16 protein-coding genes are annotated in these 25,399 nt (G+C 44.5%); 8 read left to right on the top strand and 8 right to left on the bottom strand.

Features of this window, described 5'->3' with window-relative positions; all coding sequences use genetic code 11:
- Nucleotides 1-4 precede the first annotated feature (4 nt).
- The 3 genes from K245_RS0103930 to K245_RS0103940 all read right to left on the bottom strand — a co-directional run bounded on the left by K245_RS0103930 (nt 5) and on the right by K245_RS0103940 (nt 3,497).
- The gene (locus K245_RS0103930) at nt 5-1,015 is read right to left on the bottom strand and encodes a PDDEXK nuclease domain-containing protein (RefSeq protein WP_027358257.1); all 1,011 of its coding nucleotides are present in this window, start codon (nt 1,013-1,015) and stop codon (nt 5-7) included.
- Nucleotides 1,012-1,404 carry an addiction module protein gene (locus K245_RS28005; RefSeq protein ID WP_198013824.1) on the bottom strand — a complete coding sequence of 131 codons (393 nt, stop codon included), beginning with the start codon at nt 1,402-1,404 and terminating at the stop codon, nt 1,012-1,014. Before K245_RS28005 ends, K245_RS0103930 begins: the two co-directional genes overlap by 4 nt.
- Nucleotides 1,405-1,661: 257 nt before the next feature.
- Nucleotides 1,662-3,497, bottom strand: coding sequence for a type I restriction-modification system subunit M (locus tag K245_RS0103940; protein WP_027358259.1), 1,836 nt, complete (start codon nt 3,495-3,497; stop codon nt 1,662-1,664).
- Nucleotides 3,498-3,908: 411 nt separating this feature from the next.
- On the opposite strand from K245_RS0103940, the gene K245_RS0103945 reads away from it, so the two are divergent.
- A complete protein-coding gene (locus K245_RS0103945; RefSeq protein ID WP_027358260.1) occupies nt 3,909-5,486 on the top strand; it encodes a class I adenylate-forming enzyme family protein in 1,578 nt (525 codons plus the stop codon).
- Between the two features lie 275 nt (nt 5,487-5,761).
- Here the strand turns inward: K245_RS0103945 and kdpC are convergent, their stop codons facing one another.
- The 4 genes from kdpC to kdpF form a co-directional block, all read right to left on the bottom strand.
- The gene (gene kdpC / locus K245_RS0103950; protein WP_035276422.1) at nt 5,762-6,340 is read right to left on the bottom strand and encodes a potassium-transporting ATPase subunit KdpC; all 579 of its coding nucleotides are present in this window, start codon (nt 6,338-6,340) and stop codon (nt 5,762-5,764) included.
- Between the two features lie 195 nt (nt 6,341-6,535).
- Nucleotides 6,536-8,581: a potassium-transporting ATPase subunit KdpB gene (gene kdpB / locus K245_RS0103955; protein WP_027358262.1), complete on the bottom strand. Its 2,046-nt coding sequence runs from the start codon at nt 8,579-8,581 to the stop codon at nt 6,536-6,538.
- A gap of 12 nt (nt 8,582-8,593) precedes the next feature.
- A complete protein-coding gene (kdpA, locus tag K245_RS0103960; protein WP_027358263.1) occupies nt 8,594-10,315 on the bottom strand; it encodes a potassium-transporting ATPase subunit KdpA in 1,722 nt (573 codons plus the stop codon).
- Between the two features lie 15 nt (nt 10,316-10,330).
- Nucleotides 10,331-10,420 carry a K(+)-transporting ATPase subunit F gene (kdpF, locus tag K245_RS28525; protein ID WP_035276423.1) on the bottom strand — a complete coding sequence of 30 codons (90 nt, stop codon included), beginning with the start codon at nt 10,418-10,420 and terminating at the stop codon, nt 10,331-10,333.
- 427 nt (nt 10,421-10,847) lie between these two features.
- On the opposite strand from kdpF, the gene K245_RS0103975 reads away from it, so the two are divergent.
- The 4 genes from K245_RS0103975 to K245_RS26300 all read left to right on the top strand — a co-directional run bounded on the left by K245_RS0103975 (nt 10,848) and on the right by K245_RS26300 (nt 17,045).
- A complete protein-coding gene (locus tag K245_RS0103975) occupies nt 10,848-12,176 on the top strand; it encodes a sigma-54-dependent transcriptional regulator (protein WP_035276424.1) in 1,329 nt (442 codons plus the stop codon).
- 421 nt (nt 12,177-12,597) lie between these two features.
- Nucleotides 12,598-14,472 (top strand): ATP-binding protein, encoded by a 1,875-nt coding sequence (locus K245_RS22995; protein ID WP_156906691.1) that lies wholly within the window; start codon nt 12,598-12,600, stop codon nt 14,470-14,472.
- A complete protein-coding gene (locus K245_RS23000; protein WP_035276425.1) occupies nt 14,465-16,120 on the top strand; it encodes a PTS sugar transporter subunit IIA in 1,656 nt (551 codons plus the stop codon). Before K245_RS22995 ends, K245_RS23000 begins: the two co-directional genes overlap by 8 nt.
- A gap of 154 nt (nt 16,121-16,274) precedes the next feature.
- A complete protein-coding gene (locus K245_RS26300; RefSeq protein WP_027358265.1) occupies nt 16,275-17,045 on the top strand; it encodes an alpha/beta fold hydrolase in 771 nt (256 codons plus the stop codon).
- Between the two features lie 103 nt (nt 17,046-17,148).
- Here K245_RS26300 and K245_RS26305 read toward each other — a convergent pair whose 3' ends face one another.
- Nucleotides 17,149-21,360: a hybrid sensor histidine kinase/response regulator gene (locus K245_RS26305; protein WP_051283847.1), complete on the bottom strand. Its 4,212-nt coding sequence runs from the start codon at nt 21,358-21,360 to the stop codon at nt 17,149-17,151.
- Between the two features lie 207 nt (nt 21,361-21,567).
- On the opposite strand from K245_RS26305, the gene K245_RS0104000 reads away from it, so the two are divergent.
- From K245_RS0104000 to K245_RS0104010, 3 genes are all read left to right on the top strand, one after another.
- Entirely contained in the window at nt 21,568-22,752 is a 1,185-nt protein-coding gene (locus tag K245_RS0104000; RefSeq protein WP_035276426.1) for a CaiB/BaiF CoA transferase family protein, read from the top strand.
- A 312-nt stretch (nt 22,753-23,064) separates the two neighbouring features.
- A complete protein-coding gene (locus tag K245_RS26310) occupies nt 23,065-23,652 on the top strand; it encodes a TetR/AcrR family transcriptional regulator (RefSeq protein ID WP_027358267.1) in 588 nt (195 codons plus the stop codon).
- A 175-nt stretch (nt 23,653-23,827) separates the two neighbouring features.
- On the top strand, nt 23,828-25,306 hold the full coding sequence (locus K245_RS0104010; protein ID WP_027358268.1) for an amidase: 1,479 nt from the start codon (nt 23,828-23,830) through the stop codon (nt 25,304-25,306).
- Nucleotides 25,307-25,399 lie beyond the last annotated feature (93 nt).

Consider the following 25,399-nt stretch of genomic DNA (forward strand, 5'->3'; position numbering starts at 1 on the left):
ATGCTTAGTCCTCGTCTGTAACATTCTGAAGATAAAATTCATGCAGCTTTGCCTGAAGAAGTTTCTTGTCAGGCAACAGGGTCTGGTATTCGGCAATCATGGCTGGAGACAGGGAACGGCTCAAGGCATATTCCACAACTTCCTCGTCCTTGCTGGCGCAGAGCAATACTCCAATGGCAGGGTTTTCGTGGGCTTTTTTCACATCACGGTCAAGTGCTTCGAGGTAAAAATCCAGCTTGCCAAGATATTCAGGCTCGAATCTTCCAACCTTCAATTCTATTGCCACCAGACAGTTCAGGCCACGATGAAAAAAAAGCAGGTCAATGCTGAAATCACGGTTGCCGACCTGCAAAGGAAATTCAGAGCCTACAAAACAGAAATCCCTGCCAAGCTCTATGAGAAAAGCCTTGAGCCTGTGCAGAAGTCCCTTGTGAAGGTCGCTTTCATCATGACCTTCCGGCATATTAAGAAACTCCACAATATATGAATCTTTGAATACATTCAGGGCATCAGGATAAATTTGTGTCACCGCTGGTGACACTTTTACAGGATTAAGGACAGTGCGCTCAAAAAGGGCGTTTTTAAACTGGCGTTCAAGTTCCCTCTTGCTCCACTTCTCCCGGATTGCCATTCTCAGGTAGAATTCACGCTCTTCTTCACGTTTGCTCTGGCCAAGAATAATCAGATTGTGGCTCCAGGACAATTGTCGCACCAGTGGCGCGACTTTTTCATCATGCCTGTAAGTCTCGTAAAACTGCCTCATTCGGAACAGATTTCTACCTGTAAAACCCTTGAGTCCTGGCTGGCTTCCGGCAATGTGCGCGGCAAGCTGTTTTACAACGCCGTCACCCCATTCCGCAGCTTCAATCTTTCGACTGATATATGCGCCCACCTGCCAGTAAAGATCAATCAGGGTTGTATTTACGGACTGATAAGCCTTCTGGCGGGCATTCCCAATGAGTTCCAGAACTTCGTCAAAGGAAACGCCTGTTGTAATCTGTGGTTTATTATTCATAATATTGAATTCAGGAGGTCTTTTTTTGCCGTTTCCCAATCTACAAACCTGTCTTTACCATCTGCAACGGCTTTTTCACGTTCGTTTAATATTTCACCATGCCAATCCGGAGACGAAAATTTTTTTTGGCTTTTGCACAGATCATCCCAAAGCATTTCCATTGCCATCAGTTTTTCTTCTGTTGTCATGTTCTGTATATTAATAGTCATAACATCTTCAAAAAAACGATATTTGACATTATCAGCGTTTAATAAAAGAATAAACTCTTTGAAGTCTCGGTTCTGCACCGTACCTCCATAAATGATACTCCTGCCTGATTTGCTCAAGAGCATCAAGCCTGAGAGCGGGTGGTTGTGAAGTCCAGTATCCGTAATCACTTTGCTGATCACGAAGATTCACTTTGGTGACTGTTTTTTTGATCTGATGTGTTTTTTCCATAAACGAAATATAATATCAGGGTGATTTGCTTACAACCGTTATATTATTAGCCTATTTTTAAGCAATCCATAAAGCGCATCATACAAACCATAACCAAAAGTTTTTGCGGAGCTTTTTTCAAAAAGCGACCGTTCGAGGCAAGCGCATCTGGTGCGCAAGCCTTAGAGCTTGAGCACCCTACGATAGGCCTAATTTACCAATCAACTCATCACGCCCCAAGCCCTTTTATCATCGTCATTATCCGGTCAGTAACAATTTTCAGGTCAGTGTCGATTTCCGTAAGAGATCTTGGAGGCTCGAAAACGTAAAAATGGCGGTTGAACGGAATCTCGTAGCCTGTCTTTGTCTTTTCGTGGTCTATCCAGGCATCTGGAACATGGGGCAGAACCTCGCGCCTGAAATATTCCTCGATGTCTTCATCAAGGGGAATGTTTTCGGTGTCCCTGAGGTTGGTGTCTGGCATGGGCTTGCCTTTCAGCTTGCCCTTTGTTCCGATTACAGGCTTTCCGTTTTCGTCTTTCTGGGGTCTTTCGACTGTTATTGTTCTGTATCCGAAAGCGGAATTTTTGAATATGCGTGAAAGTGGCGCAATCTTGACTTTTCCGCCTTCTGGCACAGCAGGCTCTTTTTCGCCTTGCAGGATTATCAGGCGGTCAGTTTCCTTTCCGTTTGAATCAAAAACATAGGCAATTTTAGCTTCTGTGAAGCTTCCGAAAAGTCTTGTTATGTCTGAAATATGCTGATCAGAAAGCTCTTTTCTCTTGCTTCCGAGACTTTTTCTCATTTTCTGCCAGAAGGAGCTTGCGTCAATGAGCTGGACAAAGCCTTTCCTGTTGTCTGGCTTGCGGTTCGAGAGAATCCAGATATAGGTTGAAATGCCTGTGTTGTAGAACATATCTGTTGGAAGCCCGATTATTGCCTCGACCAGATCGTTTTCAAGAACATAGCGCCTGATCTCGCTTTCACCTGATCCTGCGCCGCCGGTAAAAAGAGGGGAACCGTTTAAGACAATGCCGAACCTGCTTCCTCCGGCTGCGGCTGGCTGCATTTTGCTTAAAAGATGCATCAGAAAAAGAAGTGAACCGTCCGAAACCCTTGGAAGGCCGGGGCCAAAACGTCCGTTAAAGCCCTGCTGTTCATGCTCCTTGCGGATTTCCTTTTCAACTTTTTTCCATTCAACACCAAAAGGCGGATTTGAAAGCATATAGTCAAATTTACTATGGCCGTGGCCGTCATCCGAAAGAGTATTGCCTGGGATGATGTTTGCGACTTCCTGACCCTTTATGAGCATGTCGGCCTTGCATATGGCGTAGGATTCGTCGTTCAGCTCCTGTCCGTGCATTGTCAGACGGGCCGTCGGGTTATGTTCTTCAAGATATTCTCCTGCGACCGAGAGCATTCCGCCTGTTCCTGCTGTGGGATCGTATATTGTACGGACAACTCCGGGCTTGGACAGAATCTCGTCGTCCTCCACAAAAATCAGGTTGACCATGAGGCGGATTACTTCCCGGGGCGTAAAATGTTCTCCTGCTGTCTCGTTGGAAATTTCCGCAAATTTTCTGATAAGCTCTTCAAACACAAGGCCCATCTGGAAATTTGAGACAGTTTCAGGGTGAAGGTCGATTCCTGAAAATTTCTCAGTGACAAGATAAAGAAGGCCGCATTTGTTAAGACGATCTATCTGGGTGTAAAAATCGAAACGCTCGAAAATATCCCGGACAGAGGGCGAAAAAGCCTGGATATACTGCTCGAGATTTTGCCTGATATGATCCTGATCTCCCATGAGCTTTTTCATGTCCATGGGAGAGGTGTTGTAGAATTTAAGGCCTGAAACCCTTAAAAGAAAAGGCTCTGGATTGAGTCCCATCTTCTGCTTTGCTTCAAATTCCGCAAGAACAGCTTCTTTGGTTTCCTCAAGAACGCAGTCAATACGCCTTAAAACCGTGAACGGCAGAATTACCTTGCCATATTCTGACTGTTTGTAATCTCCGCGAAGAAGATCAGCCACTGACCATATAAAAGATGAAAGTTCCTGCTGGTTCATGTGATTCCTGTTTGCGTTCGGGCGAACTCTAAAAATTGCCTTTTTGCCAAAGTTTAATCGGGCAGCGTCAGCGTCGAATCCTCATTTATACCGCATAACCTCCGGTTCTTAGTGCGACGCTGCTGATTCCCATGTGCTACCACATCAAAAATTCTAATTTTTAGAGCCACCCTTCAGTTTATAACTGTTCTGGGTGTGTCGAAATAAGGGAGTTAAAAAAATGATGGCCACAGTAAGATGAACAGCGCCAAACTATCAAGACTTATCTTGGGATTTAAAGGACGCAAGTGCCATTTATTGAGTCTTTCCATGATCTTTTGGGGTGCATCCTGTATTGACTTGGATAATAAACGGGTGTTACTTGATCCGGGTTGGCAATTTCTGAAAAGATAATCGAACCGGAGTTTTCTGATGATAATAACCGAAATACTGGCCAGAAACGCGAGGCTTTTTCCTGATGATACGGCGCTTGTGGAAAGAGATCCTGCAAACGGAACAAGAAAAAGCATTACTTGGACGGAATTTGATTCGGTCTCGAACAGAATCGCAAACGCACTTGTGAAAAGAGGGGTCAAAAAGGGTGGCAGTGTGGTGCATCTCATGACCAACTGCCTTGAATGGCTTCCGGTTTATTTCGGGATTTTAAGAACAGGCGCAAAGGCCGTGCCTCTTAATTTCAGGTTTACGGAGGAGCTGATCGCCATGTGCGCAAATGTTTCCGAAGCCAGCGTGATTTTTTTCGGCGAGGAATTTATTGACCGTGTTGCATCAGCCAAGACCGAGCTTGATCTTTCAATTACAACATATATATTTACTGGCCCCAAAGAGCATACACCCCGTTATGCCGAACATCTGGATGATTTTATCAAAAAGAGCGAGCCTGAATTTTTCGGCCCTGAAATCATTATCACAGACAATGCCGCCATATATTTCACTTCAGGCACGACAGGAGTTCCCAAGGGCGTTCTCCTGACCCACAGGAATCTCGAATTTTCCTGCTATGTGGAAAACAATCATCATTCCCAGAAAAAAGAAGACTCCTTTCTCTGCATTCCGCCCCTTTATCACACAGGAGCCAAAATGCATTGGTTCGGCAATTTTCTTGTGGGCGCTCCGGCTGTAATTCTAAAAGGGATAAAACCTGACTGGATTCTTGAGGCAGTTTCAGAGGAAAAGGTTTCAATAGTCTGGCTTCTCGTGCCCTGGGCCCATGATATTCTTCTTGCCATCGAGCGAGGTGAAATCAAGCTTGATAATTATGATCTTTCCAGATGGAGACTCATGCACATAGGCGCACAGCCGGTTCCTCCGAGTCTTATCCAGAAATGGGGTGAAGTATTCCCGCTTCATGAATTTGACGTGAATTACGGACTTACAGAAGCAACCGGCCCTGGATGCCTTCACCTTGGAATCCCTAACCGCCACAAGACCGGCTCCATCGGAATTGCGGGCTTTGACTGGGAATTTTCAATAGTTGACAGAAACCTTGATCCTGTACCGCTTGGGGAGCCGGGCGAGCTTATTGTAAAAGGGCCGGGAGTAATGAAGGAGTATTTCAAAAATCCCAAGGAAACCGCTACAAGCCTTGTTAATGGCTGGTTAAGGACAGGGGACATAGCCAGAATAGACAAGGACGGTTTTGTATGGCTGCTTGATCGCAAAAAAGACGTGATCATAACAGGCGGCGAGAATATCTATCCTGTCGAAATAGAGCATTTCCTGAGCCATCACGCAAGAATTCAGGATGTGGCAGTAATCGGCATTCCTGATGAAAGATTGGGAGAGGTTGTGGCTGCTGTAATCAAGCTTAAACCCGGCAAGAATATGACAGAGGAAGAAGTCATGACTCTTTGTGAGCTTCTCCCAAGATACAAGAGACCGAAATTCATATATTTCGACGATGTTCCGAGGAATCCTACCGGAAAAATTGAAAAACCTGCGTTAAGAAAGAAATATGCCGGTATTTACAGCAGTTTTAAGATGTCTTGATTGTTAGATGGGGAGGTCGGATTAGGACGCCTTTGTCCCTAATCCGACATTGATCTAAAGTGCATGCCTCCGGGGAGTCAATTTACCCCTTATAAGCCAAAGTTAGACAGGAATTATAAGGGTATTTAATGACACCGTTTACAAGGATAACTCCGGCGGGTCGCTTTTTGAAAAAAGCTCCGCAAAAACTTAATGATTTTTGTCGGTTGGCAAGAACACTGAATAGAATTGGTTCCCACGCAAAACATGAAAATTGGTTGTGCGCAAGTTGGTTCCTATGCCTTTCCAAATTTTTTGTCGAGCGCCATATTCAGGCGCAGAACATTCACCCTCGGCTCGCCGAAAATAAATAAATCCCTGCCTTCAGTAGTGTTTTCAATAATCTTTTTAATCATTTCAGGATCTGCGTTTCTGGATTTTGCTATTCTTGGAATCTGCCACATTGCAGCTTCGGTCGAAATATGCGGATCAAGCCCGCTTGCAGAAGCCATAACAAGTTCCACAGGCACAGGGCCTTTTGCGTCCGGGTTTTCTTTGATAAGACGTTCAGTATCTGTTTTTATCCTTTCCCTTAGTTTCTGTGAAGAAGGTCCGAGATTCGATCCACCCGAACTTGAAGCATCATAACCGTTTCCGGCAGCTGATGGTCTTGGCTGGAAATAGGAAGGCTTTGAAAATGCTTGTGCAATCAGTTTTGATCCGACAGTCTCGCCCTTTTCATTTTTAATCATGCTGCCGTTTGCCTTGTCAGGAAAGATAACCTGAGCAATTCCTGTGACAGCCAAAGGATATATTATCCCGGTAAGTATGAGGGTTACAATGGCCACCCTTAATGCGATGATTATATTTTTCATGCTTTGTTCCTTTATATTCGGCTTTCTGGTGCGCAAGCCTTGCGGCTTGAGCACCCTACGATTACATAATTTTCGATTTTCACGCCGACATATTCCTGTAATAATCGGAAATCCAGATTCAAAAATCTAAAATCCATGAAGTTTTTGCGGAGCTTTTTACAAAAAGCGACCCGCCGGAGGCACTTTGCCTCCTCATCATATCAGCCCTGCCACCTGAAGCATCATGTCAATCAGCTTTATTCCGACAAAAGGCGCTATAACTCCGCCAAGGCCATAAATCAGAAGAGAACGCCTGAGAAGAGCTGAAGCACCTATGGGTCTGTATTTTACGCCGCGCAATGACAGCGGAATCAGCAGTATAATAATGATTGCATTGAATATTACGGCGGACAGAATAGCGCTCTGGGGCGAGGCAAGGCGCATGATGTTGAGAGGCGCAATCTGGGGGAGTGCCGAAACAAACAGAGCCGGAAGAATCGCAAAATACTTGGCTATATCATTTGCGATTGAAAAAGTGGTGAGCGAGCCTCTTGTCATGAGGAGCTGTTTTCCAACCTCGACCACTTCAAGAAGCTTTGTGGGGTTGGAATCAAGGTCTATCATGTTTCCAGCTTCCTTGGCAGCCTGGGTCCCTGTGTTCATGGCAACCCCGACATCAGCCTGGGCAAGGGCAGGGGCGTCGTTTGTTCCGTCTCCTGTCATTGCGACAAGCTTGCCTTTTGCCTGTTCTTCCTTGATGAACCTCATTTTGTCTTCCGGGGTGGCTTCAGCAAGAAAATCGTCAACTCCTGCTTCCTTTGCTATACATGCGGCTGTTCTTTTGTTGTCTCCTGTTATCATGACAGTCCTGATTCCCATGGCCCGGAAACGCTCGAACCTGTCCTTTATGCCTTCCTTGACCACGTCCTTGAGATGGATTATGCCGAGAATCCTTGCTCCGTCTGCGACAGCCAGCGGAGTTCCTCCGTTGTCAGCGATCAGGTTGGTTATATCATGTATTTCCTGGGGTATTTCTCCTCCAAGTTTTGTTACATATACGCAGATGGCGTCAACAGCTCCTTTTCTTATTTCCCTGCCGTCTATGTCGCATCCGCTCATGCGGGTATGGGCTGAAAAAGGAATGAAATGAGCATCATGGGATATAAGATCCCTGCCCCTGAGATGGAATTCCTCTTTAACCAGAACAACAATTGATCTGCCTTCAGGTGTTTCATCAGCAAGGCTCGAAAGCTGGGCAGCGTCCGCAAGCTCATTTATGTCAATTCCCGGAGTCGGAATCAGGTCTGTAGCCAGGCGGTTTCCGAGGGTTATGGTTCCTGTCTTGTCAAGAAGAAGGGTGTCCACATCTCCTGCTGCTTCCACTGCGCGTCCGCTCATGGCAATAACATTTTTACGGATCAGGCGATCCATGCCAGCAATGCCAATCGCGGAAAGAAGCCCGCCGATTGTTGTGGGAATGAGACAGACCAGAAGGGCGATCATGACTGTTGCAGAAAGATGAATGCCTGAATACGCGGCCATTGGCACAAGACTTACGCATACAATCAGAAAGACGATGGTAAGCCCGACAAGAAGAATATGAAGAGCAAGCTCGTTAGGCGTTTTCTGGCGGGAAGTGCCTTCCACAAGGGATATCATCCTGTCTAAAAAAGAGCCTCCGGGATCCGCGCCTATTTTAATGACAATCCGGTCAGAAAGAACCTTTGTGCCTCCTGTTACTGCGGATCTGTCGCCTCCTGATTCACGGATTACAGGTGCTGATTCGCCTGTTATTGCGGATTCATCGACCGAGGCTATTCCCTCGATAACCTCGCCGTCTCCGGGTATCATGTCGCCAGCCTCGCACACCACCATGTCTCCCTTTCTGAGAGTCGAGGATGCAACTGATTCTTCTTTCCCGGAAACCAGTATGCGGGCTTTTATATCCTGACGGAGCTTTCGAAGGGATGCGGCCTGGGCCTTGCCCCTTCCTTCTGCCACAGCTTCCGCAAAATTGGCAAACAGAAGGGTAAACCAGAGCCATGCTGTTATGCTTCCAGTAAACCATAACGGAGCGGAATCAGCGTCAGGAGCCACAATATCCCTCAGAAATGCTGCTGTTGTGAGTATGCTGCCGATCTCAACGACAAACATCACCGGATTTTTGATGACATGCACGGGGCTAAGTTTGCGAACGCTGTCAATGACAGCCTGCATGAGAATATCTTTATTAAAAAGAGAAACTGTTTTTGTATCAGACATTTTTTAACCTCATCAAAAAGTTGTGCCGGTTACGGCCGCGAAATGCTCCACAATCGGCCCCAGAGTAAGTGCGGGGAAAAAAGTCAAAGCTCCGACTATTATGATGACAGATAGAAGCAGGACAAGGAACATTCCTCCGTCAGTATGGAAAGTGCCTGGGCCAGCTGGAACCGTCTTTTTAGCAGCCATTGAACCTGCGATGGCAAGGACAGGTATGATCATGAAGAAACGGCCAAACAGCATGGACAGGCCGAGGGTTATATTATACCAGTCTGTGTTGGCGTTAAGTCCTGCAAAGGCTGACCCGTTGTTTCCTGCTGCGCTGGTGAATGCGTACAGGATTTCTGAAAGTCCGTGGGGCCCGCTGTTGTTCAGGGACGAAACTCCGTAGGGCGCAACTGCCCCCCAGGCCGTGAATCCGAGTATTATAATCGGGAATATGAGCACATAGAGCATCACGAACTTCATCTCGTTAGCTTCTATTTTTTTTCCAAGGTATTCTGGAGTGCGTCCAACCATGAGCCCTGCTATGAATACTGTCAGGATAACGAACATAAGCATTCCGTAAAGCCCTGCCCCGACTCCGCCAAATATTACCTCTCCAAGCTGGATATTCAGCATAGGGACAAGGCCGCCTATTGGGTTAAAGCTGTCATGCATGGAATTGACAGCACCGCAGGACGCGTCTGTTGTTACTGTCGCAAAAAGGGAAGATCCTGTTATCCCGAATCTTGTTTCCTTGCCTTCCATATTGCCCGACTGCACACCCATATTGATTCCTGCAACAGCGGCATTCGGATGGGATTCCGCCCAGTATGTTGTTGCTACTCCGGCAGTAAACAGAATTGCCATTGCAGCCCAGATAATCCATCCGTCCTTTTGGCTTTTGGCCATTCGGCCATAAGTGTATGTCAAAGCCGAAGGAATCGCAAAAATGAGTATCATTTCAAACATATTGGAAAGCGGTGTCGGATTTTCAAAAGGATGAGCGCTGTTTGCATTGAAAAAACCGCCTCCGTTTGTGCCAAGTTCCTTGATAGCTTCCTGAGAAGCCACAGGCCCCATTGCAATGATCTGGCTCGATCCTTCAATGGTCATGATTTCATGGTAGGCGCTGAAATTCTGGATAACTCCCTGGGAGACAAGAAAAATTGCGGCTATAAAGCTGATGGGCAGAAGCACGTAAATCGTACCCCTGATGAGATCTGCCCAGAAATTGCCGATTGTGGACGGCATTCCAGGTTTTATCTTTCTGGTGAAACCGCGGGCAATTGCAAGGGCAACGCCGATTCCTGCCGCAGCAGATGTGAAGTTGTGCCACGCGAGCCCTGCCATCTGCGAGAAATAGCTCATGGTCGTCTCGCCTGAATATGCCTGCCAGTTGGTATTAGTCGTAAAGCTGATGGAGGTGTTCATGGCGAGCCATGCAGGCACTGGCCCGAATTTCTGGGGGTTCAGAGGTAAAAGATTCTGAAACCTCAGGATCGCGTAAGTGATCAGCATGCTGATCACGCTGAACATAATTAGAGAGGCGGCGTATTCTTTCCAGCCCTGTTCCTCATCAGGATTAATTCCGCACACCTTGAAAAAGAATCTTTCCAAAGGGCCGAAAATTCGCGGCAGAGGTCTTTTGGGCCCTTCGAACACACTAAAAAGGTATGTTCCAAGCGGCTTGGTCAAGGCAAATACGACTGCCAAAAATATTAAAATCTGCAACCATCCGTTAAGTGTCATTTTGAACTCCGGGCATTAAAATTTTTCAGGTCTTATCAGGCTGTAAAAGAGATAGATCATCAAAAATACAGCGATGGCGGCACTAATAAGGTATTCGGGATTCATTTTCTATTTCCTTAGTTTTTCAAGTCCGGACAAGTACATGACGCACATGCCGAAAAAGATCATAGTCATGGTTATTGCAAGAAGGTCATTCATTGTTTGTATTTCTCCTGTTTTGTAGTGTGCTTAAAAATGGATATTCATAAGCTTACGCCATAATTAAGAGCATATTGCATGCCATATGCTCGTGTTTATATGAATAGTATTATCAATGATTTATGTGTGTATGGTGTGCGCATGCTTTGTTTTTTGCATATAGCCATAAAAAGAGTATTGCAAAATGCAAGCACTCTATTAATCCGAATGAAAGCCTTTTCCTTCAGGAGGGCAGATATGACGTGAAAGAATGTTTTTAAATGCTTGGAGGTTATGTGATACTGTCAGAACTAATTCATCCTGTTGACTACTCTCATTGAAAGCCCTGCGCCCTATGAATATACTTATAATAGACGATGAACCAAATATCAGAAAAACCCTGTCCATGTGCCTTGAGTCTTCGGGGCACAGGACAAAGACAGTGAGTTGTTCAAAAGATGCCATTTCAGAGCTGGAGTCAGAGGTTTTTGATCTTGCTTTTGTGGATCTGAGGCTTGGAACTGAAAGCGGGCTCGATCTTATTCCTTCTATTGTATCTGTTTCTCCTTGGACAAAAATGGTTGTGATAACCGCGTTTGCTTCTGTCGAGACTGCTGTTGAGGCCATGAAGCTTGGCGCTTCGGATTATCTTGCAAAGCCTTTCAAGCCTGATCAGGTTCTTTTAATAGCAGAGCGAGTCGGTAAAATACGCCGCATGGAGCAGAAAATCATCAATCTTCAGAATGATATTGAACGGCTTCATCCTTCGGTTTCATATTCATCATCAAATCCATCAATGCAGAAGGCTTTGGATCTGGCAGCCGAGGTTGCCGGGTCAGAAGCTGTTGTCATGCTGAGGGGGCCTAGCGGAACCGGTAAAACTGTTCTTGCAAAAGCCATTCATTCATGGAGCAAAAGAGCTGACAAGCCGCTTGCAGTAATATCATGCCCGTCTCTTTCGGCAGAGCTTCTTGAAAGCGAGCTTTTCGGTCATGTCAAGGGAGCATTCACAGGAGCGCTCCGGGATAATCCAGGCAGAATAGCTTCCTGCGAAGGAGGGACTCTTTTTCTTGACGAGATTGGAGACCTTCCTCTCCATGTTCAGCCCAAACTGCTTAGATTTTTACAGGACAGGGAATATGAACGTGTTGGCGATCATAAAACCAGAAAGGCAGACGTAAGAATAATAGCGGCAACAAACGCTGATCTTGAAAAAGCTGTCAGGGACGGCAGGTTCAGGGAAGATCTGTATTACCGCCTGAATGTGATTCAGATTGATCTTCCGCCTCTTTCAGAAAGACCTTCGGATGTTGAAAAAATAGCGTCTGACATGCTTTCCTTTTTCGGAGGCCAGAATCATAAAATGTTCAAGGGCTTTTCAGAAGAAGCCATGAAAGCCATGAAAGAATATTTATGGCCTGGAAACATCCGCGAACTTAGAAATGTGGTGGAAAGGGCGGCCATACTCTGCAAATCTGACACAGTCGATTTATGCCATCTTCCTGATTTTATTCATGTCAGAAGTTCTGCCATGCGCATCGGTGATCCGGTTTCCATTTCAGAAATAGAAGAACAGCATATAAGGCGTGTTCTTGCTTCAACAAAAGTCATGCAGGAAGCCTCCGGGATTCTTGGAATAGATCAGGCAACTCTCTGGAGGAAGCGAAAGCAGTACGGGATATAGATTTCAGCTTCTTTACTGATGTCTTGCATTTTGCAAGCCTCTTTTCTGCAATTCTTGTTTTTTTTAAGGCTCTGTTCCAGTTAAATGTTTAAATATGTAGAACAAATTGTTTTTAGTTTATTTTCTTGGGGATCTTTTTGAAAAAAGATCCCCAAACCCCTCAAAAACTTTATGATTTTTTATGATAACAGCCCATTATTTATATCATTGAAAGTTTTTGCGGAGCTTTTTTCAAAAAGCGACCCGCCGGAGGCAGCTTTTTATATTTCAATATCAAATGGTTATTACATATATCCTTCTCCACACTTAAGGGGAACAGGCCTTTTAAGGCAACAACCTTATTATTATTTATCCATTCGTTAATCTATTCAGATTTAAATCTGGCACAAATCCTGCTTTTTCAGAAAATAAGGAGTTTAATATGATCGGAATACGCCAGAAGCTTGCTCTCGGATTTTTAAGTATTCTTGCAGTCAGTGCCGTAATTGGAGTCATGACAATGAGGCAGATGGATGATCTGGGAAAAGCCATAGATGTGATCCTCAGGGAAAATTACCGTAGCGTAATTGCCTGCCAGGACATGAAGGAAGCCCTTGAACGCATTGACAGCGCAGCTCTTATCTCTCTTACAGGAAATGAGCCAGTAAATATTGATGAACAAATCCTGAAATTCGATTCCGCACTTGAAACAGAGCTTGGAAATCTGACAATTCAGGGCGAGGCTGAAAAGGCTAACAAAATAAGAGCTTTATTCGGAGAATACCTGCCAATACTCAAAATGGTTACAGATACTTCCATTACTATAGATTCCCGCCGTGAAATATATTTCAATAAGCTGTATCCATTGTTTTCAGGGATTAAAAACAATGCCCAGGATATTCTCGAAATAAACCAGAAAAACATGACAGATGCCAACGATGCTGCAAGGAGAAAGGCTTCTTCCGCACGCAGGCATCTGCTGATTGGTATTTTGTCTTCGGCAATTGTGGCGGTTTTATTCATATATCTTATCCAAAGATGGATTCTGGTTCCTTTAAGAAGGCTTATCGAATCAGCAGAAGAAATAAGTAAAGGAAGACTTGAGCTTGTAATAGAAACTGACTCAAGGGATGAGATGGGGCAATTGTCCGAAGCTTTTAATTCGATGGCAGAAGGTCTCAGGAAATTTGTCAGAGCGGAACGAATGGGGCTGACACGCGGGAGACGGGCAACAGAAGAGATTTTTAAGATTCTTCCTGTTGCAATAGCCGTGGCTGATCAAAATGGGATAATCGAGCTTGCCACAGAAGTTGCTGAAAAACAATTCGGGCTTTGTTCAGGTAAGGCTGTTGTGGATTCAGGTCTGGAATGGCTCAGGGAGATGGTTTCTTCTGTGCAGGCAAATGGTGAATCGGCTGCACTTGAGCGGGATGGGGGCCTGATCCAGCTTTTTATTGATAACAGGGAGCATTTTTTCAGACCAGCTGTTATTCCGGTTCGATCTGATTACGCAGATGGAGAACTTTCCGGGGCAGCCATAGTAATTGAAGATGTAACTGCAATAAGGGAGCAGCAGGAATTGAAGAAAGGAGTGATTTCAACTGTTACCCATCAGCTTAAAACTCCGCTAACATCCCTTCGCATGTCTGTTCATCTTCTTCTGGATGAAAAAATAGGGCATATTAATAAAAAACAGACCGAACTTCTCATTGCCGCACGTGACGAGAGCGAACGGCTGGCAAGTATTCTGGATGACCTTTTGGATATGGACAGAATTGAATCAGGTCGGGAATTTCTGAATATCAAACCTGTGGACGCTAACATGCTTATCATGGACAGCATCGACTGCTTTGCCGCGGAGGCAAAGGACAGAGGGTTGAATCTGATCAGCATTCTTCCTGATGATCTTCCTGATGTAATGGCCGATTCAGGCATGGTCGCCCATGTTTTGGCCAATCTTATTTCAAACACTTTCAAATTCACAGATCCGGGTGGAACAGTAACGATAGGCTCTGAGAGATCCGGTAATATGGTGTGCTTTTCAATCAGGGATACTGGCAAGGGTATTAGTGAAGAGCATATTGGCAGGATTTTTGACAGGTTCTACAGAGTTCCGGGGCAAAATGGCCATTCCGGTGCAGGACTCGGACTTGCAATCGTAAAGCAGATTGTTGAGGCTCATGGGGGAACCGTAAGCGCTGAGAGCAAGCCTGGCAAAGGATCTGAATTCAGGTTCTCTCTGCCTGTATCTGATGGCTGCCACTATTCTTGTGAAAATGAAAATCATGAAAATAAGGATGGGCTGAACCATGACTGAAAAACGAGCTGACAGCTTTCTCAGGCTTATAAAAAAATCCCGGAGAGGTAGGCTCAAAATTTATCTTGGGTATTGCGCAGGAGTCGGCAAAACATATCAGATGCTGCTTGAAGCCCACAGGATGATGGCTGACGGTATTGATGTATCTGTCGGAATAGTCGAAACCCATGGACGAAAGGAAACAGCGGCTCTCATTGAAGGCCTGAAACTGATCCCGCCCCGGATAACCACATACAGAGGAATAGAGCTTCATGAGCTTGATATTGATGCGATTCTTTCAGCAAAGCCCTCGGTTGTTCTTGTTGACGAGCTTGCCCATACCAATGTGCCAGGAAGCAGAAATTCAAAAAGATATCAGGATGTCGAAGAAATTCTTGCGGCAGGTATTCATGTTATTTCCACTCTTAATGTCCAGCACCTTGAAAGTCTTTACGAAACTGTCGAAAGAGCCACAGGTGTAAAAGTCAAGGAAAGGATTCCTGATCGCGTGGTGGCTGAGGCAGATGAGGTCGTAAATGTGGATCTGACAACCCATGATCTGAGGAGGCGTCTGAAAGAAGGGAAAATTTACGGTCATGAAAGGATAACGACTGCACTCGATAATTTTTTCAGACCGGCCAATCTTGAGCAACTCAGGGAGATTTCTTTGCGTGAAATGGCCGCACATATCGATTCCAAACGAAGAAATCCCCTTGAAGAGCAAGTATCATCAAGCCCTGATCAGGTAATGGTCTGTCTAAGCTCCAGAGGCCCTAACAGTGAGGCTCTTCTTCGTTATGCATCCCGTCTCGCCGGCAGGCTTAACAGAAACTGGTACGCAATTTACGTTCAGACTGCTTCAGAGCGGCCCACAGTAATAGATTCCGAAACCCAGCGTCTTTTGTCAAATGCCCTTGGCCTTGCCCAACAGCTTGGCGCGACTGTTTTCACTTACAGAGGAGACGACATTGTTAAGACAATGCTTCAATTTGCCACTGAATATCGGGTTGGGCACATTGTGATAGGAACTTCGGGCAAAAAGTCTGGTCTTTGGCAGAGACTGAAAGGAGAGCAGGGGATAGTGGAACGCCTGATTTCCGAAAGCAGGGGAATCACAGTGGTTGTTCTTGATACAAGGCAGATTTATAAGCCAGAAAAAGCATCGATTGACCATGAAAGAATCCAAGCAGCTAATCCGAGGACTGAAATGCAGTGGCAGAGCCGGATTAGGTCGTTGATTTCAGCAGAGAGAACAATTATCTGGAATTCAGGCATGAACAAGGATGCAGCCATGAAAGAGCTTGTGTCGCTTTGCTGTTTAAGCTGCCCTGGCCTTTCTGATGAAAAGGCGTGGAGTTCGGTTATGCTTAGGGAACTCCAGGGTTCCACATTTTTTGGTGAGGATATAGCTATCCCGCACGCAAGGGTGGACGGCCTTGATCAGCCTGTGATTGCTCTGGGACTTTCGGCGCACGGCATATTCGAGCATGAAACAGGGCGCAGCACAAGAATCATGTTTCTTCTTCTTTCTCCGGGAAATGACCAGGAAGTTCATCTAAAATTATTGAGTGAAATAAGTAAGATGAGCAGAGACGATCAGTTCAGAAAAAAGCTTCTGGCTATGGAGTCAAGAAATGGAATTCTGGCCCTTTTTAATGAAATCACTTAATCCGCCTTTGGAAATGCCTTTTCTTCATTGATATATTATATCTACTGGTTAATATGTGATTGATGACATTGTAAATAATTGATGGAGTAATGTGCGGTTAATTTGTTAAGGAAATATCTAAAAGATTATTTATCCGCACCTAAAAGGAGTTTTGATGTTCGAGAACAAGATAAACGGAATGAATTTTATATCAGGCGCATGGCCTCTTGATCCAGGTAAACCGACTGTTATCTTCATTCATGGTTCTGGCGGATCGTCGGTAATGTGGAAGGCCCAGGTAAAAGGGCTGTCAGGCAGCTTTAATACCATAGCGGTTGACCTTCCAGGTCACGGAAAAAGTGAAGGATTCGGCATGAACAGTATCAAGGCTTATTCTGATGCTGTGGCCGATTTTATAAAAGACATTGAAGCTCCATCGCCTGTGGCCTGCGGACTCAGCATGGGAGGCGCCATAAGTCTTCAGCTTCTTCTGGACAATAAAGAAATGTTCAAGACTGGAATTCTTATAAATACAGGTGCAAAGCTCAGGGTTCTTCCTCTGATTCTGAATATGGTGCAAAACGATTACAAATCATATGTTGATTCATTTGCGCTTACGGCAGCGGCGCCGACGACTGATTACAGTGTAATGATGGACATAATCGAGGCCAATGCCCAGTGTAATCCCTTTGTTGTTTATAATGATTTCATGGCCTGTGATTCTTTTGACGTAATGAGTCGCCTCCCGGAAATAACCATGCCAGTTCTTGTCATGACTGCTGTTGAAGATAAACTGTCTCCGCCTAAATATGGGACATATCTTGCTGATAATATTAAAAGCTCTGTTCTTGTAAGCATTGATGGGGCAGGGCATATGTCTCCGGTCGAAAAGCCTGCGGAAGTAAACGGAGCAATAGCTGATTATATTGGAAGAATTGTTTTTTAAGAAGCTATATAGGGAACGACAAACAGATTTTTATAAAGTGCGAATTAGTCTTAGGGAACTTTTTCAAAAAGTTCCCCAGTTTTTTTTGATATTGGACTAAAAACTATTTCAGAGCCATACTGATTTTTTCCTTAAGATCCCCGATTCTATAAGGCTTTTGAATGAATCCAGTAAGCCCTTTATTTGCAAAAAGCACTGTGGCTTCATGCTCGCTGTATCCGCTGCTCAGGATAACCTTCTGGTCTGGTTTTATCTTTTTGATTTCCTTGAATGTGGCGGCCCCGTCAAGCCCGGGCATTGTAAGATCCAGAATTACGCAAACTATTTTATCGGAGTTTTCCTTAAATATGTGCAGGCCTTCGTATCCGTTTCTTGCACTTAAGGTGCTGAATCCGAAAACTCTTAAAAAATCTATGCACAGTTCCCTTACGTGGTCTTCATCATCAATGACAAGTATGGTTCCTGTATTTTCAATATCCGATGAGTTTTTTGGCGTGCCTGTGTTTTGATACCCGTCGGAATTATTTTCAGATACAGGGAAAAGCACCTTGAAAGTGCTGCCTTTACCTGGTTCGCTGTCCAGAATGATAGCTCCGTGATGTCCTCTTATTATTCCAAGTACAGCAGCCATTCCAAGGCCTCTGCCCGTAAATTTTGTCGTGAAGAAGGGTTCGAAGATCCGCCTTTCGGTTTCTTTGTCCATGCCGCATCCGTTGTCTGTGACATCAAGAAACGCGAATATTCCTTGTTCAGGTTTTTCCTCAAGCCTGCTTTGTTTCAGATATTCGTCGGAGCACTCCATTACTCCGGTTGTTAGAGATATTATTCCAGGCGCGTTGCCAATGGCTTCCGCCGCGTTTGTAATCAGATTCATTATTATCTGCTGAATTTGCCCTGGATCTGCTTCAATATAAGGAAGATCATTTTTTACAGAAAGATCGAGGGTCACGGTTCTTGCTATTGACGCACGGAAAAGCTCAGCGTTTTCTTTGACTATTCCACTTATATTTATCTGCTTGATCTCGAATTTGCCTTTGCCTGAATAGGCGAGCATCTGCCTTGTCAGCTCTTCTGCCCTGTATGATGCCTGGATTGCCTGTTCAATTCTTGTTTTTGCCTGTGATCCTGAAGGCAGGGTAAGAAGCGCCAGGTCAAGATTACCGAGTATGCCTGTCAGAAGATTGTTGAAGTCGTGGGCTATGCCCCCTGCCAGAACTCCGAGGCTTTCCAGTTTTTGGGCATGGAGAAGTCTTCTCTCCATTTCAAGCTTTTCGGCTTCTGCCTGTTTCCGATCGGTTATGTCTGTCATCACTGTGAGCCAGCAGGGGTCGTCCCCTAAATTGAACCTGTCCATGGAAAGTATTCCATATACGCAGTTTCCGTTCTTTGCCCTGAGCTTTGCCTCAAAATCCCTTACCTGACCCTTTTCCTGAAAAATACGTTTGATTTCTTCCCTGTCCGACGGATCATCAAATATGCCAAGATCCGTTGATTTCTGGCCTATGATTTCTTCCCTTGTGTATCCTGACACTTTTATGAAAGTGTCATTTATATCAATATACCGGCCTTCGCTCACAGTTGAAATGGCCATGACAGCTGAATTTGAATTGAAGGCGGTGGAAAATTTTTTTTCCGAAAGCTTAAGCTCCGTAATATCCCTGCTTATCCAGAAAACAGCTGGCTTGCTGTTCCACTCCCCCCTGAATGTTGAAATGTCAACTTCAATAGGATTTTTCTTTTTTGATATCAGGTGGATTCTGGAATCGTGCTTGATACCTGAGAACATATCATTAAGCAGTTTACCTTCGCAGTCTGGCTGCTGGCACTCAAGTATGTCTGATATTGGTATCCCCAAAAGTTCTTCTTCGGAGAATTCAAGGCGCTTTATTACAGAATCGTTTACATGGATGATGATTCCGCTCTCATCAAGAATAAAGATCAGATCATTGACTGTTTCAAAGAATGTTTCAAAATTGACCTGGCTCTGGATAAGGGAATCCTCAATATTTTTTCTTTCAGTAATGTCCCTTCCCACTTTGATAAGGCCACGCCTTTTTCCGTCAGGATAAAACATGGGGATTTTTATATTGTCAAAAACCATTACCGTGCCGTCTTTTTGTGGTATTCTTTCGTCTTTTCTTGTTATTACCCCGAGCTCCCATGTTTTTTCGTCTGAATCATCCCTTATGTTAAGGGTGTCTCTGTAAAATTTATTGAATTCGGCAAGCTCCGAGTTTTTTTTGCCCCTGTAGTCGACCCCTTCAAGTCCCATGAGCTTTATATAAAAGTCATTTGCCTCAAGCCATTTCCCGTCTCCATCCTTGAAGCAAACAATATCAGGCATGGAATTTATGAGGGTCCTGAGTCTTTCCTCATTTTCAGCAAGAGCTTCTTCTGCTTTTTTTCTTTCTGTGATGTCTATGTTTACGCCAACTATGCCTTTGTGCGGAGACTCGGGGAAAATGGGAACTATTATCTGGTAATAGTTTGTTTTTGCTCCGTTTATGGAAAATTCGATCTCCCCGATAACCTGCTCTCCGTTATATGCTCTCCGGTTGTTGTGTTTCCAGATCTCCATGTTTTCAGGGTTTGTGTTTATTTCCTCGGGTGTCTTGCCTATGACATTGCCCCATTTTTTTCTGCTGGCGGAATTCTGGAGTATATAGGTCTCTTTCTCATCCAGCGCGAAAATATCAAAGGGAAGGCTCTCAATCGTGGAATACAAAAGGGCTTCGCTTTTTCTGAGGGCCTTTTCAGCCTTTTTGCGCTCAGTAATGTCCTGAATCATTGCAATAAGGTATTCAACCTCGTTTTTTTGATTTTTAAGGCAGCTTACGGAGATATTGACATGGGCAATGCTTCCGTCTTTTCTGATATATCTTTTGTCCATGGTGTAGCCGTCAGATTCCCCTGAAATAAGCCTTTCAAAATGCCTTGTTTCCTCTTCAATGTTTTTGGGATCAGTAATGCTGTCCCATGTCTGGGCCTGGAGTTCCTCCCTGGAGTAACCGAGTATCTCGCATAGCCTGTCGTTGAAATGAACCCATTTTTTGTCAGGAGTTGTTGTTGACATGCCTGTAAGCCCGAGCTCGAAGTAGCCCCTGAAAAGTTGTTCGCTTCTGTGGAGAGCTTCTTCTGTTTTTTTCAGCTCTGAGATGTCCCTTGCCACCCCTAATACAGAGATTGTTTTCCCGTTTGAATCAAATTCCGGGAACAGTTTCCAGTCAAGAAAAAGCTCCCCATGTCCGCTTTCCCAAGCGAATGTGGTGCTTTCAGGATTTCCTGTGTCAAAGACTTTTTTTATTTTGCTTTCCCAGAATTCGCAAATGGCCTTATCAAAACCCATTTCACGATGGCTCTTCCCTATAATTTCTTCAGGTGTTTTTGAGACTATCCTCATCGCCGCCTTATTTGCGTATATGTGCCTGAAGTCCCTGTCGTACCTGAGGATGATATCCTGGCTGTTTTCGGAAAGGGATCTGTATTTGGCCTCGTTTTCCATGAGGACTTCTTCTGATTTTTTTCTGTCGCTGATGTCCCTTGTAACGGCTATGACTTTTTCGCTTTTGCCTATTTTTTCATTTTTGAGCGAAACCTCACCGAAAAACAGGCTCCCGTTTTTTCTTTTGCAAAGCCAGTCAAAAACCTGCGGCCCTTCGTTCCTTGTTTTTTTGATGAACTCCATGGCTTCTTTTCGACTGTAGGGAGGGAATCCTGCTGAAAAAACTTCAATATCGCATTTTAAGGCTTCATCACGCTCATACCCATACATTTTGAGCATGCGGTCATTCACATCGAGTATTTTGCCTGTTTTCGCATCGTGTATGAATATAGCCTCGTTTGTCGCGTTGAATATGCTTCGGTAGTTCTCCTCGCTTTCCTGAAGAGCCTTCTGGGCCTTTATGAGCATCCCTTTTTCTCTGTTAAGGCTGTCGATTTCCTCCTCACTGGTCTTTAAAACATATACGAGATCATCTTCGGAATCCTTCAGGGAGAGCATGCATGTATCTAAGTCTTCATTGCAGATCGTATCAAGAAAACAGGACAGGACATTTATGGGTAAAGGGATTTCATTTTCAGGGTATGTCATATGCCATAGCCTGGAAGTCAGTTTTGAGCATTCGTTAGATTTGCCCTTTGTCAGAACAATCCCTGTGATCATGTCCTTCATGAACCCCATTTTTTGCATGAAGACATCCAGGTTTTCTGCAAGGATGCACAGGCAAATGCGGCTCGCTTCTTCAGGATCAGGGATTCTGAGGTCAAAGCCATCAGGCTTTTCTTGGGTTAGGCTGACGAAGGTTTTGTGTGCCATTGGAATTCCTGTTAAGCGATTTTTGGGACGAGTGATGTGAAAAAGGCGTTTGCTGCCCTTATATCTGCAAAAATGCTACAAAATATATCTCACATGGGATAACAAATCAAAAAGAATCATTTTGTTTTTAAAATAGGCTTTTTGAAGATTCAGATCCATCCTTTCAAGTAAACATATTTATTGATTCGTTCTAAAGGATTCCAAACCATGCCCTTATCAGGACTTAAGATACTTGACTTCACAACTCTTCTTCCAGGGCCACTTGCGACAATGAATCTGGCCGATCTTGGAGCAGATGTATTAAGGATCGAGTCTCTTTCAAAACCTGATCTTGTCAGATTTATTCCGCCTTTTATTGATGAAAAGGGCGATATCTCCTGTGTCCATGCATACCTGAACAGAAACAAGAGATCGCTTGGGCTTGATCTCAAAAATAAAGAGTCAGTCTCAATTATAGAAAAACTGATACTCGAAAAAGGTTTTGATATCATCATCGAGCAGTTCAGGCCCGGAGTAATGGATCGGTTCGGACTTTCATACCAGAGATTCAAGGAGATTAAGCCAGACATTATTTACTGTTCCATAACCGGTTATGGTCAGACAGGGCCGCTTAAAAACAGGGCAGGCCATGATATCAATTATCTGAGTCTTTCTGGTGTGATGAGCTTTTCAGGGACTAAAAAATCAGGGCCCTTTGTTCCCGGAATCCAGATTGCCGATATTGCGGGATCGCATAATTGCGTTACAGGAATTCTTGCGGCAGTAATTCATAGAATGAATACAGGCATGGGACAGCATATAGACATAGCAATGACGGACTGCATGTTTCAGTATAATGCTCTGACAGGCCCAAAAACTCTCTGCGGAGGAGAAGATGCTGGTTATGAAACAGAGGTTCTGAACGGAGGTTCTCTTTATGGCTGTTATGAAACTCTTGACGAGAGATATCTTTCATTTGGAGGCCTGGAACCGCAGTTCTCAACCTCATTTTTTGAGGCTTTGGGCCTTGATGATCTAATTGAAGGAGGCGTTTTTCAGTTTGGGAATATTGAAAAAGCAAAGAATGCCGTAAAAAATGTCATAAAATCCAAGCCTCTTTCTTATTGGGTTGAAAAATTTGCCGAAATAGACGCTTGTGTAGAGCCTGTGCTTACTTTTTCTGAGGCAGTCCTGACGGATCAAGCAAAGGCAAGAAATCTTGTTGTTGAAGTTCCTTTCTCAGAGGCAAAAACAATTCCCCAGATAGCCTGTCCGATAAAATTTTCAGAATGTGGGGCTTCGTATAAATGGGTTGGATGCCGCCTTGGGAATGATAATGATTTGATTCTGTCGTCGCTTGGATTCAGCGAGTCAGAAATCAGCAAGATCAAGGGAAATGGTGTTTTGGGGTGATGTGTTTCCCTGCAAAAGCATTCCGTTCAATAAAAAAGTCTGATTCCAATGCAAAATCTTAAGATATAAAGATTGTGGTAGTATTTATTTTAAGATCTTAAAATCTATTGACACTATCACTGTGTTAATGCATATATTGTAAAAGCTTACAATATATAACTAATACCATTTTCAAATCAAAGATGAAATCAAGGCGGCAAGGAGGAGGCGACGCAAACGTACGTGGTTTGTACGTTGATGAGCTGACGACGATGCCAACATAGATAGCGCTTTGATTTGGAATTGGTATAATTGATAATATATGGATGATGAATGGGTCGCCCAAGTCTTGCAAATGAAAGAATCTCCCAGATTCTTGATGCTTTTGAAAACTGCATAAGAAAATATGGTCTCAAGGAAAGCTCCATTCCAAGGATTGCGGAAGAAGCCGGAGTCAAGCACAGCCTTATAAGGCATTATATCGGAAACAGAGACAGCCTGATTGCAGCAATGGTGAATAGATTCACCGAACATTACCTCGAAATTATTCTGAAAGCGCTTTCCTCAAGGCCAGAAGGTGTTCATATAGATTCAACCGTGAAATATTTTTTTGATGAAGTAAGCAGATTCGAAGCCGAAAACCTCATATTTACCGAGCTTTTTGCAGCTTCAGGGCGCGATGATTTCATTAAGGTCCAGCTCTGCAGTCTTTACGGACGCATAACTGACATGGTCATAAGCCTGCTTTCGCTTGAATATCCTGAATCAAAATCAGATGAGATTTCAACTGTCGCATATTCTCTTCTAAGCCTTTGGATCGGGCATTCAACACTTTTTCATTTGGATTTTGGAACTTCAGGAATTGAAATGGCTGCCACATCAGCGAAACAGATAATTTCTGGCCTTGGCAGTTTAACATAAGAGTACCTATAAAAATTAGAATTTTTGATGTGGTAGCAAGGAAGCGTCGCACGGAGAACCGGAGTTTATGACTTATAAATGAGGATTCGAGTACGACGCTGACGCAGCTAACGCGCAAAAAGGCAATTTTTAGAGGTGGTCACAATAATGGATAATGGAAAAACAGGGGGATAAGATGCTTCAGGATTATGAAAAATACGATGCAACGGCAATGGCTGAACTTGTAAGAAAAGGGGATATTCACCCTTCTGAACTGCTTGAAACCGCTATCAGCCGTGCTGAAAAACTTAATCCTGATTTAAACATAATTATCCACAAATTTTACGACAGAGCCAGAAAAATGGCGTCTGAAAAAATTTCGGAAGGTACATTTGCCGGAGTCCCTTTTTTGCTTAAAGACCTGCTCGATCATCTGGCAGGAGAACCTGTCAGCATGGGCAGCAGGGGAGTTCGTTTTGTTCCTGAATACAACAGCGAGCTTGTTAATCGTTTTTTATCGTCCGGTGTAGTCCCTTTTGGAAAAACCAGCACTCCTGAACTTGGCCTTACAATCACAACCGAGCCAAAGGCCTTTGGCCCTGCTCATAATCCCTGGAAAAAAGGTCATAGCACAGGCGGATCATCAGGAGGGTCAGCCGCAGCTGTCGCAGCCCGTATTGTGCCTTTTGCCTCAGCCAATGACGGAGGCGGTTCCATTCGTTTTCCTTCTGCCTGCTGCGGAGTGTTTGGAATGAAGCCTTCACGGGGTCTTAACCCAATGGGGCCTGATTATGGCGAAGGGTGGGAAGGCGCAGTTGCAGGTCATGTGATAAGCTGGTCAGTCAGGGACAGTGCAGCTATGCTCGATGTGACTTCCGGGCCTGAAATCGGCGCTCCATATAAAGTCTCGAAATCGCATGGAAGTTATTTTGAAGCATCAAAAACTGATCCTGAACCCATGCGCATCGCATTTTCCAAAAAGCCATTGATTGAGGGCGCTAAACTTGACGCGGAAGCTGTAAAAGGACTCGAAAATACGGTCAAACTTCTTGAAAGCCTCGGGCATCATGTAGAAGAGGCAGATCCGGTCATAGATATTAAAAAATTCTGGCAGGATTTCATGATTGTTGTCTGCGGTCATGTGGCTGCTGCTACAGAGAATATTAAACAGCTTCTTGGAAAAGAAGCTGTAAAACAGATGGAGCCCACCACTTTAAACATGGCCATGACAGGCAGATGCCTTACAGCCTCTGATTTTGTGATTGCCAAGCAGGGATGGCATGAAGTTCAGCTTGCGATGGGGAGATTCCTTCAAAAATACGACATGCTCTTGACTCCTACACTTATTGCCCCGCCTGCTGCACACGGCGTTATTCCACCATCCCAGATTGAAGAAACAATAATTAAGTTTGGCAGCTATATCCCAGCTGGACGCCTTCTCATGAAAAGCGGCCTGGTCAAACATTTTGCCGCGCCTACACTCACACGCATGGCTTTCACAATAATGGGTAACATTACCGGACTTCCAGGCATGTCTGTTCCTCTTCACTGGACCAAGGACGGACTTCCGCTCGGTATGCTTTTTACAGGCAGAATGTGCGATGAAATCAGGCTTTTTAAACTTGCCGGGCAGCTTGAAAGGGCAGCTTCATGGCACGATAAGATTCCGCAGTAATCAAAAATCATAAATCCTTATTTGGGGCGTGCTGGCTTATTAAGAGCCTACACGCCTTTTTATTCATATTTTCCACGATACATAAGCATAAAA

Origin of the sequence: Desulforegula conservatrix Mb1Pa, from assembly GCF_000426225.1 — a bacterium.
Classification (GTDB): domain Bacteria; phylum Desulfobacterota; class Desulfobacteria; order Desulfobacterales; family Desulforegulaceae; genus Desulforegula; species Desulforegula conservatrix.

What these genes read in the sequence shown, in the direction of transcription:
- K245_RS0103930 (WP_027358257.1), bottom strand. Translation starts at nt 1,015, where the DNA reads ATGAATAATAAACCACAGATTACAACAGGCGTTTCCTTTGACGAAGTT.
- K245_RS0103940 (WP_027358259.1), bottom strand. Translation starts at nt 3,497, where the DNA reads ATGAACCAGCAGGAACTTTCATCTTTTATATGGTCAGTGGCTGATCTT.
- K245_RS0103945 (WP_027358260.1), top strand. Translation starts at nt 3,909, where the DNA reads ATGATAATAACCGAAATACTGGCCAGAAACGCGAGGCTTTTTCCTGAT.
- kdpC (WP_035276422.1), bottom strand. Translation starts at nt 6,340, where the DNA reads ATGAAAAATATAATCATCGCATTAAGGGTGGCCATTGTAACCCTCATA.
- kdpB (WP_027358262.1), bottom strand. Translation starts at nt 8,581, where the DNA reads ATGTCTGATACAAAAACAGTTTCTCTTTTTAATAAAGATATTCTCATG.
- kdpA (WP_027358263.1), bottom strand. Translation starts at nt 10,315, where the DNA reads ATGACACTTAACGGATGGTTGCAGATTTTAATATTTTTGGCAGTCGTA.
- kdpF (WP_035276423.1), bottom strand. Translation starts at nt 10,420, where the DNA reads ATGAATCCCGAATACCTTATTAGTGCCGCCATCGCTGTATTTTTGATG.
- K245_RS0103975 (WP_035276424.1), top strand. Translation starts at nt 10,848, where the DNA reads ATGAATATACTTATAATAGACGATGAACCAAATATCAGAAAAACCCTG.
- K245_RS22995 (WP_156906691.1), top strand. Translation starts at nt 12,598, where the DNA reads ATGATCGGAATACGCCAGAAGCTTGCTCTCGGATTTTTAAGTATTCTT.
- K245_RS23000 (WP_035276425.1), top strand. Translation starts at nt 14,465, where the DNA reads ATGACTGAAAAACGAGCTGACAGCTTTCTCAGGCTTATAAAAAAATCC.
- K245_RS26300 (WP_027358265.1), top strand. Translation starts at nt 16,275, where the DNA reads ATGTTCGAGAACAAGATAAACGGAATGAATTTTATATCAGGCGCATGG.
- K245_RS26305 (WP_051283847.1), bottom strand. Translation starts at nt 21,360, where the DNA reads ATGGCACACAAAACCTTCGTCAGCCTAACCCAAGAAAAGCCTGATGGC.
- K245_RS0104000 (WP_035276426.1), top strand. Translation starts at nt 21,568, where the DNA reads ATGCCCTTATCAGGACTTAAGATACTTGACTTCACAACTCTTCTTCCA.
- K245_RS26310 (WP_027358267.1), top strand. Translation starts at nt 23,065, where the DNA reads ATGGGTCGCCCAAGTCTTGCAAATGAAAGAATCTCCCAGATTCTTGAT.
- K245_RS0104010 (WP_027358268.1), top strand. Translation starts at nt 23,828, where the DNA reads ATGCTTCAGGATTATGAAAAATACGATGCAACGGCAATGGCTGAACTT.